Raw genomic sequence first — 16,090 nt, 5'->3', positions numbered from 1 at the left:
GGGAGGCATCATGGCATTTCCCGTCACCCGACCGCGAAGGCTCCGGCGCACCGCGCTGCTGCGCGACATGGTGCGCGAGACCGCGCTCAGTCCGCGGGACTTCATCTATCCTCTGTTCGTGTGTCCGGGGCGCGACCAGGTGCAGCCGGTGACTTCCATGCCCGGCGTGTCCCAGCTCTCCGTGGACCGGGCGGCGCAGGAGGCGGAGAACGTCTGGCACCTGGGCATCCCGGGGGTGATCCTGTTCGGCATTCCCGAAACCAAGGACGCCGTGGGGTCGGAGGCCTACGCCGACCACGGCGTGGTGCAGGAGGCGGTGCGCGCCATCAAGGACAAGGTCCCGGATCTGCTCGTGATCACCGATGTGTGCCTGTGCGAGTACACCGACCACGGCCATTGCGGCGTCGTGGACGGCGGCGAGGTGGACAACGACGAAACCCTTGAGCTGCTGGTCAAGGAGGCGCTCTCCCACGCCCGCGCCGGCGCCGACGTGGTGGCCCCGTCGGACATGATGGACGGCCGCGTCGGCGCCATCCGCAACGCGCTTGACGGCGAGGGCTTCGAGAACGTCGTCATCATGGCCTACGCCGCCAAGTACGCATCGGGTTTCTACGGCCCGTTCCGCGAGGCCGCCGAATCAACACCGCAGTTCGGCGACCGGCGCTCGTATCAGATGGATCCGGGGAACAGCGACGAGGCGCTCAGGGAGGTGGAAGCGGACATCGCCGAGGGCGCCGACATCGTCATGGTGAAGCCGGCGCTTTCGTATCTGGACGTCATCTCAAAGGTCAAGCAGCGCTTCGGCCACCCCACCGCGGCCTACAACGTCAGCGGAGAATACGCCATGATCAAGGCCGCCGCCCAGAACGGCTGGATCGACGAGAGCACGGTCGTCCCCGAGGTCCTGCTGTCCATCAAGCGCGCCGGTGCCGACCTGATCCTCACCTATTTCGCCAAGGAGATGGCCGCGGGGCTATGATGCCCGCCCCAGCAGGCGGCGCACTTCCTTGACGCGGTTGCGCAGGATCTTTTCGCACTCCGGCTCTCGCCCGGAGGTGTGCACCTGTGCTTCGGAAAGCCGGAACAGCAGCACCCGGGCGTCGCGCGTCAGGCGAATGACGTAGGTGTTGGAGTCGGCGTCGTGGTACGACTCCGTGGCGCGCACGGAGTCGTCCTCGGCGCGGATGATGGCGTTGGCCCATGCCTCGATGTCGGGCACGGCCGCGTCGCCCACTTGTTCGGCGATCATCGGGGCGCGAACGTCAGCTCTTGGGTGCGCGGAAGGGACGATGGCAGCTTCCGCAGGCGCTTCTGCCATAGCCCTTGACCAGTTCGGCCGTGTTCTCGCCCGCGCGCGCCTTGGTGGCGATGGCCTGGGCCAGCGTGACGGCGTTCTTGGCGGCGGCCGCGAACTCGTCCCACTTCTCCCAGATCTCGGGCTTGGCGCGCGTGCCTTCCGAGCTTCCCTTGGGGAAGGTCTCCTCGTTGACCTTGGCGAAGGCTTCCGCGAGCTTGTCGGCGTTGGCCGCCACGCCGGCCGCGTCCGTGGCCTGGCGCATGGCCTTGCTGATGCCGCCGATGTCCTTCATCAGTTGCTGGCGCGCCTCGATGGCCTTGTCGAACGGTCCGGCCGAAAAAGCGTTCGCGCCGGTCATGAGAAAAGCTCCCGCCGCCAGGGCGTACAACCACCGCTGTCTCCGCATGGGTTTTCCTCCGTTATTGCTCGAACTCGTGTTTCTGAAGCTCCTTGATGAGAGCCGACAGGTTGGGGTCGCTGTTGACCGCGTCGTTCACCTTGTTCTGAAATTCGCCCGCGGCGCGCTCCAGCGGACCCGTATCGATGCGGATGCCGAGCCATTGGGTCAGGCGCAGCACCAGCGCCAGGGTCCCGCGCGGGTTCGGCGACGGCGCCAGGTAGTGGGGCAACGCGGCCCACAGGCTTACGTGCGGCATGCTTTCCCTGCGGAACGTGTCGCCGAGGATACCCACGATGCCGGTGGGCCCCTGGTAGCGCGACGGGGTAAAGTCCAGCTCCTTCATCAGCGCCGGGTCCGACGAGAACCCGTTGAGGGGCACCGGCTTGGTATACAGGACCTCGTCCAGAAGCGCTCCTATGGTGATGACCCGCGCCACTTCCCAGCCGCGCGCGAGTTCCATGATGGTGCGGGCGAACGCCTTCCAGTGAAGGTGCGGCTCGGCGCCGGTGGCGAAGATGAAATCCCGCTCCAGCTCGTTGCCGGTCCTGTAGTAGTGGAAGTCGTACGAGGGCCACTCGATCTCCCGCTGTCCCTCCACCAGCCGCACGTGGGGGCGGTGGACCGAGAAGTCGTAGTAGTCCTCGGGATCGATCTTGGCCAGCTCCGCGGCCAGCAGTTGCTCGACAAGATAGCGCACCGCGGACGTGGCCGACGACCCGGCGTCGCTCCAGCCGGAGAACGACAGGATCAGGAACGGCTGGCGCAGATTGGGTCGGCGGATGTGCGAGACGGGGTCTGAGTCCATGCCTCTCTGTGTACCACATCCGCTCGATGCAGTACCAGCCACGCCGTGGTTCCGGTGGAGCGGGGCCGTTCTCCCGGTCGCGTTGCCGCGACCGTCCGGACCTGCTGGAAACTCGGTGGGGTCCGTGTCATGATCTTCCGCCGGCCCCTCCATCATGTGTCCTTCAACTCCCGCATACGACCCGGTCCTGTTCGGCCGGGACGCGACCCCTTCCGTAACGGCGGTGGAGCTGGAGGGAAACCGCCACGTGCGCATCTACGCCAGGGAGCCCTCGCGGGTTTCCTCCACCGCCGTGCCGTTCGAGCCGTTCCTGTGGCTGACCTCCGAGGACAGGCTCGCCGGGTGGAAGGGCGAATGCCGCATCGAGCCGCTCGCGGGCACTCACGCGTTCCGCCGGCTGGCGTTTTTCCCGGGGATGGACAGCCTGGAATCCGCCCGGGCCTGGCTCCTGCGCAAGAGCGGCAAGAGCCAGAACGCCCCCGGGCTGCCGTTCCTCTACCTGCGCGACCCGGTCGAGCAATACCTCGTGGGGTCCGGCACCACCCACTTCAACGGCATGCGCTTCGACCGCCTCCTGCGCATGCAGGTGGACCTTGAGGTGTACCGCACCGCCGGCTTCGAGTTCCCCAATCCACTGCGGGAAGGCGACCGCATCACGGCCGTCGCCATGTCCGACAGCAGCGGCTGGGAGCGCCTGATTTCCGGCAGGGACCATGACGAGGGGACGATGCTGGCGGAGCTGGTTCGGGAGGTGCGCGAGCGCGACCCGGACGTGATCGAGGGGCACAATTTCTTCCGTTTCGACCTCCCTTACGTCGAGGAGCGCGCCCGGCGGCATGGCGTGAGCCTCACGCTGGGCCGGGACGGCAGCAGACCACGCCGGCGTTCCGCGCGTTTCCTGGTGGGCGACCGCGTCATTCCGTACCGGCACTACGAGATCCACGGACGCCACGTCACCGACACCTGGTTCTTGGCGCAACGCCACAGCCGCGCCGACCGCACGCTCAAGCGCAACGGCCTGAAGGACGTGGCGCGTCACTTCGGCGTGGCCGCGCCGGACCGGACTTACATTAGCGGCGCCGAGGCGAACTGGTACTTCGATCACGATCCGGAGACGCTCTTCCGCTACGCGCTCGACGACGTGCGCGAGACCCGTGCCATCTCGGCGGCGCTTTCGCCCGGCTGCTACCTCCAGGCGCAAATCTTCCCGTGCCGCTACCAGGACATGGCGCTGGTGGACGAGGCCACCGCCATCGACCGGTTCATGCTCCGGGAATACCATGCCCGGCGGCATTCCGTGCCCGGTCCGATGAACCCGGCGCCGGTGAGCGGGAAGGTGGCCGAATCGAGGATCGCGGGCGTGTCACGGCGCGTGCTGCGCTGTGAGCTCAACCCGATCTACGCGGCGGTCATGCGCCACGGCCATTGCCGGCCCCGATCGGATGACCTCGAAGTCTTTCCGGCGCTGCTGCGGGGGCTCCAGGAGTTGCAAGGAGGGGCCGCGCCCGTGACCGATGCCGCCCCGGAGCGGGACCCCTCCCGCTTCGTGGCCACGGCGCGCGCGGAGTTCGCCGTGCTGGTGGATGCGCTGCACGGTTATCTGGCCGCGCCCGCCGTCCACTTCAACGACCACGAAGCGGCGGACCGTGTGACGCGCGCGGGCGGCGAGCACGTGCGCCGCCTGGCGGAAGGTTTCGAGGCGCGGGGCGCACGGGTGGTGACGATGGACCCCGGCGGCATCTATCTCGTGCCTCCCGCGGATGTTGTGGACGGCGCCGCCGAGCAGACGCTGGTGGAAACGGCGACGGCGGCGGCCCTGCCCTGGAAGGTGGACCTGCCGCTCGCGCGCTATCGGGCGATGTTCTGCTGCGGAGCGGAGGACCATGCGCTGCTCGACCACGAGGACGGCCTGTCCCTGAACGGTCCGCGGCTCAACTCGCGGGGCCTTGAGCGTTACCGGCGCAAGTGGCTGGAAGAGATGGTCCGATTGCTCCTGGATGGGCGGAAGGGCGGGATTCCGGCGCTTTACGAGCAGTACCGCGGGGCCCTCGCGAACCACCGGCTCGACCTGTCCCTGCTGAAGCGCACCGAAACCCTGCGGGAATCCCTGGACGAGTACCAGATGAAGGTCAAGGGCGGGAAGCAGCACCCCCGCGGCGCCTACGAGGTGGCGCTGCGCTCGGAGCGCCGCTACCTCACGGGGGACCAGGTCTCCTACTACGTCGCGGGCGACGGCGCCAACGTCATCGTCAACGAGAACTGCCGCCACGTGTCCGAATGGGACCCCGCGAGTCCCGACGAGAACGTGGACTACTACAAGGCGCGGCTGCGCGACCTCTACGAGCAGTTCCGTCCCTTCTTCGTGGAAAAGTGAACCGGACCCGGACGGCGGCGGGTGAATCCCGCCCGTGCCGGCTCGGTCGGGAGCTTCAGGCAATTTTCGTTGACGGTCCGGCCCGTTAGGGCCTATAATGACCAACGGTTCATTCTTCCAAGAACCGCTACCGAGAACCAGCTAAACGGAGGTGCTTAATGGACACGATGGAACTCGTTCAGTTTCTGCTGCGCTGGGTGCATTTGTTGGCGGGTGTGACATGGATCGGCCTGCTCTACTATTTCAACTTCGTGCAGACGCCGTTCTTCGCCGAAACCGAGGCCGGGACCCGTACCGGCGCCATCCAGAAACTCGTGCCGCGCGCCCTCTGGTGGTTCCGCTGGGGCGCCATGTTCACCTTCCTGGCCGGTATCCTCATTTACATCATCAAGTGGACGCAGCTCGGCGGGGACTTCTTCTCGTCGGGCTACGGCATGGCCATCACCATTGGCGGCACCATGGGCACGATCATGTTCCTGAACGTGTGGCTGGTGATCTGGCCCAACCAGCAGGTGGTCATCGCCTCCGCCAACCAGGTGGCCGGAGGGGGAGAGGCGCTTCCGGACGCGGCCAGCAAGGGCCAGTGGGCCGGGTTCGCTTCGCGCACCAACACCCTGTTCTCCATCCCCATGCTGTTCCTGATGGGTGCAGCGAGCCACTATCCGCACGGGGAGTCGGGCGGCAACGCGGCGGTTTTCTGGATCGTGAGCCTCGCGATCATCGCCGTCGTCGAGTTGAATGCGCTGGTGGGCGGTGCCGGGGGAGGCACCAAGAAGCTCCTCACGTCCATTCCGGGCGTGATCTGGAGCGGTCTGATCCTCACCGCGATCTTCTGGATCCTTCTGGAGATTGCGTAGGCGTTTACGGCTGCGCCAGAAAGGCAGCGATATCCGGAATTCTTTTCCTCACCTGGGGATAGGTGGGCATGGCGCTGGTGGTCCGTTGGGGCTTGTAGCCCGGCGGGTAGGTCTTGCGCAGGACCTTGGCCTCCAGCAGTTCCACTGAAGACCCCTTGACGGCCGGACCCTGGGAGCCGGGTTTGCTCGGATCGATGTTGTGGCACAAGATGCAGGTCGCGATGTACATCCGCCTCCCACGGGCCGGGTCCGGTCCAGTCACCGTCTGAGTTCCCTCATCCTTGCCGCACGCGCTGGTGGAAGCCAGCGCGGCACACACCGCTAGAGTCAAGACAAGTCTCCGCATCTTCGTTGATTTCCACAAAGTTCGTCCACGTTCGCCAATCCCAGAAACGTCATTCCCGCGGAAGCGGTAATGACGTTTCAAGGGGTTGTTGCCTCTCTCGGATGGTGTTTTGAGACAGCCTGTTTCACGGGAATGACGTTTCTGGGCGTCGCAACTGCCCGCGGGGAGGCTACCCGCCCGCCACCGGCTCGCGCATGGTGACGAACTCTTCCGCGGCGGTGGGGTGTATGCCGATGGTGCGGTCGAAGTCTGCCTTGGTGGCGTTGCAGGTGAGGGCCACGGCCAGCCCCTGGATGATCTCGCCGGCGTCGGCGCCCACCATGTGGCAGCCCACCACCCGGTGGGTCGCGCGCTCGACGACGAGCTTCATCATGGTCTTCTCGTTGCGGCCGGAGAGCGTGTGCTTGAGCGGCGTGAAGACGGTCCGGTAGACGTCCACTTCTCCGCAGTTCTCCCGGGCGGCCTCCTCTGTGTAGCCCACGGTGCCCACCGGCGGCTGGCTGAAGACCGCGGACGGGATGTTGCGGTAGTCCATGGGCCCGACGTCGCCCTTGAACAGCATCCGGGAGAGGATCATGGCCTCGGCGATGGCCACCGGGGTGAGCTTGACCCGGTCTGTGACGTCGCCGAGGGCGTAGATGGAGGGGACGCTGGTCTGGTAGCGGTCGTTGACCACCACCGCGCCGTTGCGCGCCAGCTCCACGCCGGTCTCCTCGATGCCCAGGCCGCGGGTGTTGGGCAGCCGGCCGGTGGCGAACATGACCGCGTCGGTCTCCAGCGTCCGGCCGTCCTTCAGGGTCGCCGCCAGCGTGCCGCCGTTCCGCTCGATGGCGGCGATGTCGGCCTCGAAGCGCAGGTCGATACCTTTCTTGCGCATCTCGTCGGCCAGGGTGTTGCGCACGTCGATGTCGAAGCCGCGCATGAACAGCGCGCCGCGATAGAGCTGGGTGACCTTGACGCCCATGCCGTGGAAGATGCCGGCGAACTCCACCGCGATGTAGCCGCCGCCGACGATGACGATGTGCCTGGGCATCTCCGGCAGGTGGAACGCCTCGTTGGAGGTGATGGCGTGCTCCTTGCCGGGCACGTCGGGCACCGTGGGCCAGCCGCCGGTGGCCACGAGGATGTGGGCGGCGGTGACCCTGCGTCCGGCCACCTCCACGGTGTGCGGGTCCAGCACCCGCGCGCGCGACTCGAACAATTCGACCCCGTGGCTCTGGAGCAGGTTGCGGTAGATGGAGTTCAGGCGCGCGATCTCCTGGTCCTTGTTGCGGACCAGGGACGGCCAGTCGAAGCTGCGCTCGCCCACGCTCCAGCCGAAGCCCGCGGCGTCCTCGAAGTCGTCGGCGAAGTGGGAGCCGTAGACCAGGAGCTTCTTGGGAATGCAGCCCACGTTGACGCACGTGCCCCCCAGGTAGCGCTCCTCCGCGATCGCCACCCGCGCGCCGTAGGTGGCCGCCATGCGGCTGGCGCGCACGCCCCCCGAGCCCGCGCCGATGGTGAAGAGATCGTAGTCGTAGCGTGTGTCCGCCATTAAAGGATGCCTCCCTCCGGCGATTCGTGGAACAGAAAGGACGCGCCCAGGACCTCGGCTCCCGGTACCCGGACGGCGCCGTCGCCCGCGGCCTCGTAGCGGATGCCGGCCTCGTCGAAGTAGCGGCGCGTCGCCGCCAGGTCGTCCGTGCGCATGGACACCTCCGCGATGTACGGCGTGCACGGAAGCTCGCGGCCGGGGTAGCGCTCGCGAAAACGCCCCCCCTCGATGAACACCACGCGTCCCTCCTGGAGCCCCATCTCCCAGGTGCCGGCCTTCTCCAGCGCTTCGACCCCGACGAAGCGGCAGAAGCGCTCGGCCGCCTCCCGCGGGTCGTCCACGCACACCAGCACGCCCGTGAGCGCCACGACGCCGTTGGGCTGGTGCTGGTAGCGCGGCTGCCACACCAGCTCTGGAGTGTGGTGCGTGACGATCTGGATGCGCCCCTCGGGCATCACCTCCGGCGGCACCCGGATCACCGAAAAGCGGCACGTCTCCTCGCCCCCGTCCGTGGGCACCGGGCGCGCCAGGCGCACCAGCGGCAGCGGACGGAAGCCGTCCCGGCCGATGCGTTCGTGGTTCTCCTCGGGATGGTTGGCGGCGAAGGCGATCAGGTGCCAGCCCGGATAGCGGTCGAGCTGCGCCCGGAGCTGCCGGGACAGCGGCGTGTCCGCGGTGGGGCCGAGCATTTCCAGGTACCCCTGGCGGAAGATGGCGCACTGGTTGCCGGTGCCGCTCGGGGTGGCCGCCACGCCCGGCTCGGTGCTGGCCATGTGCGCGACGAAGGGGGTCAGGGAAAAACCCAGCTCCTGGAGCCGGCGCGGGGAAGCGTCGAAGTCAGGGACGAAAAGTCCCACGTGGTCCAGGTAAACCTCATGTCCCTCAGGGACGAGTCCGCTTGCTGCCATTCACTGCTCCCGATCCGCCGCTAATGTGCTGCGTCATTAATGGGCTCATGCATCTGCGAGGGCATCTTGGTAGTAGGCAAGGCGCGATGACACCCACTACACTTCCTTGGCGACCACGTCGGTCAGACGATCATACTGGTCCGGCCCCAAGGACGCGGGCTTGAGGACCAGCTCATCGGTGCCAAGATCCCGATGCAACGCGATGACCTCGCGGATGGCCGCGGCCGTGGACAGGTTGGCCCGCGCCAGCCGCGCCTCCAGACGGGCGGGATCGCCCCCGTAGTAGTCGGCGAAGGCGTCGCGGATGGCGTCTTCCGCTCCCGGCCCCAGTGCCGCCAGCACGGACGCCACGACGCGCGGCCGGCCGCTCCGGCCGTGTCGTTCCCAGGATTCGTTCACTTGGCGCAGCATGCCCGCGGCGCCTTCCCGGTCGAGCGCGCCGCCTCCCATGACGTAGCCGTCGGCGTACTTGCCGACCCGGTCCAGCGCCCGCGGCGCGGTGCCGCCGATGAGCAGCTCCGGACCGCCGGACCGCACCGCCTCGGGCCCCACGGGACGTTGCGCGTCGTTGACGATCTCTCCACGCCAGATGCGGCGCATGAGCTCGAGCTGCCGGTTGAAGCGGCGCCCGCGGTCGTGGAAGCCGGAAGGGGCGACCAGCGCGTCGTCTTCGCGGCTGCCGACGGCTATGCCCAGGCTCAACCGTCCGCCGGAGATGGCGTCGATGGTGGCAGTCTGCTTGGCCAGAACGCCCGCCCTCCGGAGCGGACCCACCAGCACCGCGGTCATGAGGCGCACGCGCCGGGTCGCGGAAGCCAGCGCCGCCAGCATGATCAGCGGCTCGTAGTTGTCGTAGGCCAGCCGGTCGATGACGGCGAAGCTGGAATAGGGTCCTTCGTCCGCCTTGCGCGCCAGCGCCTCGATGGCCGGCCAGCTATCCCTGGATGTCTTGAATGGCAACCCGATACCGATCTTCACGTGTTCGCGGCCTCCGTGTCGCGGGTCGAAGGACATGCGCCCCTCTATTGTTGAACGTAGCCAATACCCGTGGTTCCCGCAAATCGCATCGGGATGTTCCGAGCCGTCATTCGCGCGGTTGACGCGACGGGTGCAAATGAGGATATTCAGTTTTCGAGTTGAAGGAGGACACTTCGTGGCCGAGAATTCCGGACCCGCCCTGATCGTGGAAGGGCTCAAGGAGGCAGGCGTCGACTTGGTGGCGACCCTGCCGGACATCAACCTGCACGCGGTGCTGGAGCGTGTGGCGGCGGAGCCGGACATCACCCACGTGCCACTGTGCCGGGAGGAGGAAGGCATCGGCATCTGCACCGGCGGCTACCTCGTGGGCAGGAAGTGCGCGATGATCATGCAGAACGGCGGGCTGTTCAACAGCGTGAACGGGATCGTCTCGACGCTGCTGCAATACAACCTGCCGCTGCTGCTCCTGGTGTACTACGCGGGCGACGTGGGCGACCGCTCGTTCGCCACCAACGGCGCCATGACCCAGCCCGTGCTGAGCGCCCTGGGTGTCCAGCATTTCATCCTGCGGGACCCCAACGAGGCCAAGGCGCTGATCAAGCGCACGCTGGTGCTGACCCAGGACTACAAGCGGCCGGTGGCCGTGCTGCTGACCAAGGACGTGCTCGGGCGGCGGCGTCCGGGAGAATAGGTCCATGAAGCGCATCGACTGTTTCAAGGTCATGGCGGAGCTGGCCGGCGACGCCCTGGTGGTCACCGGCGCGGGCGCCAACACCGTCGAGTGGTACGCGTGCCGGCCGGGCGACGGCAACTTCCGCGTGCGCACCATGGGGCTGGTGTCCTCCATCGCCCTGGGCATGGCGCTGGGGCTGCCGCACCGGCAGGTCATCGCCATCGACGGCGACGGCTCGTTGCTCATGAACCTGTGCAGCCTGCCCACCATCGCGCGCACAAATCCGCCCAACCTGGTGCACGTGCTGGTGGACAACGAAGTGTACGAGGCCTCCGGCGAGATCGATACCGCCACGGGCGCCGGCACCGACCTCGTTGCGGTGGCGCGCGGCGCGGGCATCCGCCGGGCCTCCTGGGTGAACAGTCCGGACGAGATGCGCACGGTCTTCTCCGAGGCATTGGAAGCACGCGACGCCACCTTCATCGGGCTCAAGGTGGAACGGGTGCGCAGCGAGGTGCCGCCGTACCCCATGGACGAAGTGGAGAACAAGTACCGCTTCATCCGTCACGTGGAGCAGACCGAGGGGCTGAGCATCCTGAGCGCGCACATGCCCGCCAGCTTCCTCAAGGAATCTTAGTGTCCCGTCTCACTTCCCGCCCTGTTTGACCGGCATCATCGAGGCCGCATCATGAACATCGACTGTCACGCTCACTATGTGCCGCCAGCCGTGATCGAACGGCTCCGCAGGGACGGCTCGTCCTTCGGCGTGGAGGTGGGGGAGGAAACCCCCCAAGGGCCGCGCTTGCGGCTGGGAGGGCCGGACAGGCCGCTGGCCCGGCCCATCCTGGCGCCGGCCACGGACCTGCCCAAGCGTATCGACACCGTGCGGGAAACCCGCCTGGACCGGCAGATCCTGTCCGCGTGGATGGACATCGTGGGCTACACGCTGCCGGTGGAGCAGGCGGTGAACTGGAGCCGCATGCTGAATGACTCCATGCGCGAGGCCCTGGCGGACGGCGACAGGGACGGGCTGTTCCGGGCCACCGCCACGGTGCCTTTGCAGGACGGCACGCGAGCCGCCGAGGAGCTGGAATACGCGGTCAAGGAGTGTGGCCTCATGGGCGCCATGATCGGCCCTAGCATCGGCAGCGCCAACCTCGACGACCCGGGGCTGGACGCCTTCTGGAAGGCGGCCGAGCGCATGCAGGTGCCCTTGATCATCCACCCGCTGAACCCCCTGGGGATCGAGCGGCTGGGCAAGTATTTCCTCACCCACATCGTGGGCCTCCTGGCCGACACGACGGTGGGGGTGGCCAGCATGTACTTCAGCGGCGTGCTTGACCGCTTCCCGGACCTCAAGATCATCCTGTGCCACGGCGGCGGCTTCCTGCCGTACCAGTTCGGGCGCATGACCCGCGGCCGCGAGATCCAGCCGGACATCCAGAAGGCCACCGCGCTCATGGGCCGGGACGTGCTGCGCTGGTTCTACTACGACACCATCGTGTTCGAGCCCGACGTGCTGGAGTTCCTGATCGCCGAGGCGGGCGCCGACCACGTGCTCCTGGGAAGCGATTGCCCCTTCGGCATCGGCGATCCCAGGCCGCTGGACATCATCGACAAGATTCGCATCGACCCCGCGGACAAGGCCAAGATCCTGGGCGGCAATGCCGAGCGTCTGTTCGGAGACAAGGTATGAAGGACCTGCGGTCGTTCATGGACCGTCTGGAGGGCGAAGGCCCCGAGGAGCTGCTGCACATACGAAAGCCGGTGCGGCCCGAGCACGACGTCACCGGCCTGCTCATGGAGCTGGAGTCCTCGGGCCGGTTCCCCACGCTGTACGTGCACGAGGTCGAGGGCTTCTCCATGCCCGTCGTCACCAACCTCCATGCCACCCGCCGGCGGCTGGCCATGGCGCTGGACGTGGACGGCGACGACCTCGTGGAGGAGTACCGCGGCCGGGAAAGCAGCCCCGTCGCGCCGGAGCTGATCGGTGACGGTCCGGTAAAGGAGGAGGTGCGGACCGGCGCGGACGTGGACCTGGGCGAGCTCCCGCTGCTGACCCACTTCGACATCAGCACCGCGCCGTACGTGACCGCGGGCATCGTGGTGGCCAGGGATCCCGTGAGCGGCGTGCGCAACCTGAGCTTCAACCGCGCCATGATGGTGGAAAAGAACCGGCTGCGCATGCACCTGGCGCCTGGCATGCACCTGATGCGTTGCGCGCGCAACGCCGAGGAGCGGGGCGAGCCCCTGGACATCGCCTTCATCGTCGGAGTCCATCCCGCCTTCGCCATCGGCGCGTTGTCGCTGGCGCCTTTCGACGTGGACGAATACGACGTCATCGGCGGCATGATGCAACAACCGGTGCCGCTGGTGCCGTGCGAGACCGTGCGGCTGGAGGTCCCCGCCCACGCCGAGATGATCCTGGAGGGGCGGATCCTGCCCAACGTGCGCGAGGAGGAGGGCCCGTTCGGCGAGTTTACCGGACATGCGGTGGGGGTACGCAGGAACCACGTGGCCGAGATCACCGGGATCACCATGCGCAAGAAGCCGCTCTACCAGGACATTTTCACCGGCCACTCGGAGCAGCGGCTCATGGGCTCCATCCCGCGGGAGGCGGCGATTTTCAGGGCGGTCAAGGCGGTGGCCGGCGGAACCCGGGCCGTGCACATGCCGCCGTCGGGAAACTGCCGATTCCACTGCTACATCTCCCTGGACAAGCGCAGCGACGGCGAGGTCCGCAATGCGGTGATGGCGACCATGGCCACGGACCTGTACCTCAAGCTCGTGATCGTTGTGGACGGGGACGTGAACGTGTACAACGAGCGCGACGTGATGTGGGCGGTGGCCAACCGCGTCCAGGCGGACACCGACACCTTCATCATCCCCCGTTGCCAGGGGTCGGAGACCGATCCGTCCAGCGGTCCCGGAGGCATGACGGCCAAGATGGTCATCGACGCCACCAAGAAGAGCAAGGACTTTCCCAAGCGGCTCGCCGTGCCCGACGACGTCCGCGAGCGGGTCCGGCTGGAGGACTACATCGGCTGAGCAGGCGGGCAATCGGGCGGGAACAAACGGAATCGAAGGGCCATTCGAGGAACGATACCGGTCTACAAGGAGGTGCACGATGGCAGAGACCAGCAGAGCGGCAACCCTGCTTGCCCCGAACAAGCTCGAGATCCGGGAATATCCCATACCCGACATTCCCGACGACGGCGGATTGCTGAAGGTGGAGATGGGCGGTGTGTGCGGCTCGGACGTGAAGTACTATCACGGTCGCATCAACCTGCCGCTGCCCATCATCTTGGGCCATGAGATCCTCGGCCGGGTGGCCAAGCTCGGCAGCAAGGCCGAGAAGATCCACGGGGTCAAGGAGGGCGACCGCGTCATCATGAAGGGCGCCATCGGCTGCGGCCGCTGCTCCGACTGCCGGCGCAACGCGCAGCGCTTCTGCCGGAACCGCACCAACTACGGCGGCCGCACCACTTCGGCCAACCCGCCGCACCTGTTCGGCGGCTTCGCCGACTACCTCTACCTGGCCCCGGACGTGCTGATGACCAAGATCAGCGAGGACCTGTCGCCGGAGGCCGCGGCCCTCATCGGCTCGGTCATGGCCAACGGCTTCCAGTGGGCGCTCAGGCGCGGCGGCGTCAAGATGGGCGACTTCGTGCTGATCCAGGGGCCCGGACAGCAGGGGCTGGCGTGCACCTGGGCCTCGAAGCACGCGGGCGCGGCCAAGATCTTCGTGTCCGGCATCGGCCGGGACGCGCCCCGCATGGAACTGGCGAAGAAGTGGGGCGCCGACCGCATCATCAACGTCGAGGAAGAGAACGTGGTGGATGTCGTCCGGGAAGAGACCGACGGCGCCCTGTGCGACGTGGTGGTGGACGTGTCGGGAAGCCCCAAGGCGATCCTCGCCTCCATCGATTGCCTGCGCCGCCAGGGGACCATGGTGCTGGCCGGCCTCACCGGCGACAAGACCATCACCGAGATGCACATGGACAAGCTCGTGTGGGGCGAGATCAAGCTCCAGGGCTGCTTCACCGGCGACAACGACGCGGTGGACGCGACCCTGCGCCTGATGGAGGCCACCCAGTTCCCGGTGCAGGACATGGTCAGCCACGTGTTCCCGCTGGAGGAAACAGAGAAGTGCATCCAGGCCGTGGGCGGCGAGATCCCCGAGCTGTTCCCGACCAAGGCGCTGATCCAGCCCTGAGCCGGCCGGACATGAGCGATACGTGTCGAGCGGCGACCCTGGTAGGTCCCGCCAAGATTGAGGTCCGGGAGTATCCGGTGCCGGACATCCCGTCCGACGGCGGGCTCCTGAAGGTGGAGATGGGCGGGGTCTGCGGCACGGACTACAAGTACTACACCGGCAAGCTGAACCTGCCCATGCCCATCATCCTGGGCCACGAGATCCTCGGCCGGGTGGAGAAACTCGGCGCCCGAGCGGCGCAGATCCATGGCGTCAAGGAAGGCGACCGGGTGATCATCAAGGGATCCATCGGGTGCGGCCGTTGCGCGGACTGCCGCCGTGGCGGCGACCGCTTCTGCAAGCAGCGCGCCGCGTATGGTTCGCGGATGTCTTCCGCGGACCCGCCGCATCTCTTCGGCGGATTCGCCGAGTACCTGTACATCACCCCCACGGCGTTGCTGACCCGCATCAGCGACGACCTTCCGCCGGAGGCCGCCGCCCTGGTGGGGGCGGTGATGGCCAACGGCTTCCAGTGGGCGTTGCGGCACGGCGGCGTCAAGATGGGCGACTACGTGCTGATCCAGGGGCCCGGCCAGCAAGGCCTCGCCTGCACCTTCGCGGCGAGCCACGCCGGCGCCGCGCGCATCTTCGTCACCGGTATCGGGCGCGATAAGAGCCGGCTGGAGGTGGCCGAACGCTTCGGGGCGCACCGCACCATCAACGTGGAGGAAGAGAGCGTCACGGAGGTCATCCGGGAGGAGACCGGCGGCGCCATGTGTGACGTCGCCGTCGACGTCTCCGGCAACCCGGCCGCCATCGTAACCTCCGTGGACTGTCTCCGGCGGCAGGGCAAGCTGGTGCTCGGGGGGCTGACGGGGGACAAGACCGTCACCCCCCTGCTCATGGACAAGCTCGTGTGGGGCGAAATCTGCGTGCAAGGAGCGTACACCGGCGACAACGACGCCATCGACGCTACCCTCAGGCTGATGGAAACCACCGGTTTCCCCGTGGAGCAGATGGTCAGCCACATCTTCTCGCTGGACGAGACCGAGCAGTGCATCAGGGCGGTCGGCGGCGAAGTGCCCGAGATGTTTCCGACCAAGGCCTTGATCAAGCCCTAGTGCGCAGCGGGAAACTAGCCTCGCGTCCCGCAAGCGGGGCAGGTCGATGAAACTGTTCGCCCCCGCCAAGATCAACCTCTACCTCCGCATCGAGGGCCGCCGCGACGACGGCTACCACCTGCTGGACACCCTGATGGCGCCCATCAGCCTGGGGGACGAGGTGGAGGTCACGCGTTTCGAGGGTGCGCCTGGAGCCATCACCGTGCGCGCGGACGATCCCTCCGTGCCCCTGGGCGAGGACAACACCGTGCACCGCGCCGCGCGGGCGTTCCAGGACAGGACGGACTGTCGCGAACCCGTCGCCGTGAGCATCCGCAAGCGCATCCCCATGGGGGCCGGACTCGGCGGCGGCAGCACCGACGCCGCCGCCGCCCTGCGCGGCATGAACGACCTGTTCGACGCCGGGCTCTCCACAGAGGATCTCGAGGCGCTGGCGCTCACGGTGGGCGCGGACGTGCCGTTCTTCATTCGCGGCGCGGCCGCGGGCGCCCCCCGCCGCCCCCCGGCGCGGGGCCCCCCCGGGGCCCGGCCCCCCCGGGGGGTGGGTGGGGGGGCCCCCCCCCTACCCGGCGACCCCGCCCGGGGGGTACCCCACATAACGG

The 16,090-nt window shown here is 67.5% G+C and carries 17 protein-coding genes; 10 read left to right on the top strand and 7 right to left on the bottom strand.

Annotation, left to right across the window (positions count from 1 at the left end; translation table 11 throughout):
- Window positions 1-10 precede the first annotated feature (10 nt).
- Window positions 11-979 carry a porphobilinogen synthase gene (hemB, locus tag OXU42_09490; protein ID MDE0029617.1) on the top strand — a complete coding sequence of 323 codons (969 nt, stop codon included), beginning with the start codon at window positions 11-13 and terminating at the stop codon, window positions 977-979.
- Here the strand turns inward: hemB and OXU42_09485 are convergent.
- Genes OXU42_09485 through OXU42_09475 form a run of 3 tightly spaced genes read right to left on the bottom strand, consistent with a single transcriptional unit; the run spans window position 974 to window position 2,502 of the window.
- Complete coding sequence (locus tag OXU42_09485; GenBank protein ID MDE0029616.1) at window positions 974-1,249, bottom strand: hypothetical protein; 276 nt, start codon at window positions 1,247-1,249, stop codon at window positions 974-976. The two genes, hemB and OXU42_09485, sit on opposite strands and share 6 nt — an antisense overlap.
- A 13-nt stretch (window positions 1,250-1,262) precedes the next feature.
- Window positions 1,263-1,703 (bottom strand): cytochrome c, encoded by a 441-nt coding sequence (locus tag OXU42_09480; GenBank protein ID MDE0029615.1) that lies wholly within the window; start codon window positions 1,701-1,703, stop codon window positions 1,263-1,265.
- A gap of 13 nt (window positions 1,704-1,716) precedes the next feature.
- A complete protein-coding gene (locus OXU42_09475; GenBank protein MDE0029614.1) occupies window positions 1,717-2,502 on the bottom strand; it encodes a PAC2 family protein in 786 nt (261 codons plus the stop codon).
- 154 nt (window positions 2,503-2,656) lie between these two features.
- Between OXU42_09475 and OXU42_09470 the strand changes: the two genes are divergently transcribed.
- Both OXU42_09470 and OXU42_09465 read left to right on the top strand, forming a co-directional pair.
- Complete coding sequence (locus tag OXU42_09470; protein MDE0029613.1) at window positions 2,657-4,876, top strand: DNA polymerase II; 2,220 nt, start codon at window positions 2,657-2,659, stop codon at window positions 4,874-4,876.
- A gap of 158 nt (window positions 4,877-5,034) precedes the next feature.
- Window positions 5,035-5,733, top strand: a complete 699-nt coding sequence (locus OXU42_09465; GenBank protein ID MDE0029612.1) for a urate hydroxylase PuuD — start codon at window positions 5,035-5,037, stop codon at window positions 5,731-5,733.
- Window positions 5,734-5,737: 4 nt separating this feature from the next.
- Here OXU42_09465 and OXU42_09460 read toward each other — a convergent pair whose 3' ends face one another.
- From OXU42_09460 to OXU42_09445, 4 genes are all read right to left on the bottom strand, one after another.
- Entirely contained in the window at window positions 5,738-5,962 is a 225-nt protein-coding gene (locus OXU42_09460) for a hypothetical protein (protein ID MDE0029611.1), read from the bottom strand.
- A gap of 286 nt (window positions 5,963-6,248) precedes the next feature.
- Complete coding sequence (gene gor / locus OXU42_09455) at window positions 6,249-7,613, bottom strand: glutathione-disulfide reductase (protein MDE0029610.1); 1,365 nt, start codon at window positions 7,611-7,613, stop codon at window positions 6,249-6,251.
- Window positions 7,613-8,521 carry a VOC family protein gene (locus tag OXU42_09450; GenBank protein ID MDE0029609.1) on the bottom strand — a complete coding sequence of 303 codons (909 nt, stop codon included), beginning with the start codon at window positions 8,519-8,521 and terminating at the stop codon, window positions 7,613-7,615. The genes gor and OXU42_09450 overlap by 1 nt, the downstream gene beginning before the upstream one ends.
- Before the next feature lie 96 nt (window positions 8,522-8,617).
- A complete protein-coding gene (locus OXU42_09445) occupies window positions 8,618-9,499 on the bottom strand; it encodes an LLM class flavin-dependent oxidoreductase (protein ID MDE0029608.1) in 882 nt (293 codons plus the stop codon).
- 175 nt (window positions 9,500-9,674) lie between these two features.
- Here OXU42_09445 and OXU42_09440 point away from each other — a divergent pair, with 175 nt between their 5' ends.
- The 7 genes from OXU42_09440 to ispE form a co-directional block, all read left to right on the top strand.
- Complete coding sequence (locus OXU42_09440; protein MDE0029607.1) at window positions 9,675-10,190, top strand: thiamine pyrophosphate-binding protein; 516 nt, start codon at window positions 9,675-9,677, stop codon at window positions 10,188-10,190.
- A gap of 4 nt (window positions 10,191-10,194) precedes the next feature.
- Window positions 10,195-10,809: a thiamine pyrophosphate-dependent enzyme gene (locus tag OXU42_09435; protein MDE0029606.1), complete on the top strand. Its 615-nt coding sequence runs from the start codon at window positions 10,195-10,197 to the stop codon at window positions 10,807-10,809.
- 51 nt (window positions 10,810-10,860) lie between these two features.
- Complete coding sequence (locus tag OXU42_09430; GenBank protein MDE0029605.1) at window positions 10,861-11,868, top strand: amidohydrolase family protein; 1,008 nt, start codon at window positions 10,861-10,863, stop codon at window positions 11,866-11,868.
- Window positions 11,865-13,220: a UbiD family decarboxylase gene (locus OXU42_09425; protein MDE0029604.1), complete on the top strand. Its 1,356-nt coding sequence runs from the start codon at window positions 11,865-11,867 to the stop codon at window positions 13,218-13,220. Before OXU42_09430 ends, OXU42_09425 begins: the two co-directional genes overlap by 4 nt.
- 79 nt (window positions 13,221-13,299) lie before the next feature.
- Window positions 13,300-14,388 carry an alcohol dehydrogenase catalytic domain-containing protein gene (locus OXU42_09420; protein ID MDE0029603.1) on the top strand — a complete coding sequence of 363 codons (1,089 nt, stop codon included), beginning with the start codon at window positions 13,300-13,302 and terminating at the stop codon, window positions 14,386-14,388.
- 11 nt (window positions 14,389-14,399) lie between these two features.
- Window positions 14,400-15,488, top strand: coding sequence for an alcohol dehydrogenase catalytic domain-containing protein (locus OXU42_09415; protein ID MDE0029602.1), 1,089 nt, complete (start codon window positions 14,400-14,402; stop codon window positions 15,486-15,488).
- Window positions 15,489-15,534: 46 nt separating this feature from the next.
- A partial coding sequence (ispE, locus tag OXU42_09410; protein MDE0029601.1) for a 4-(cytidine 5'-diphospho)-2-C-methyl-D-erythritol kinase occupies window positions 15,535-16,090 on the top strand: 556 nt, incomplete at its 3' end.

It is taken from the genome of Deltaproteobacteria bacterium (assembly GCA_028818775.1).
GTDB lineage: Bacteria > Desulfobacterota > Binatia > UBA9968 > JAJDTQ01 > JAJDTQ01.
The sequence above is the reverse complement of the archived record's forward strand: the minus strand, read 5'-3'. Positions and strand labels throughout refer to the sequence as shown.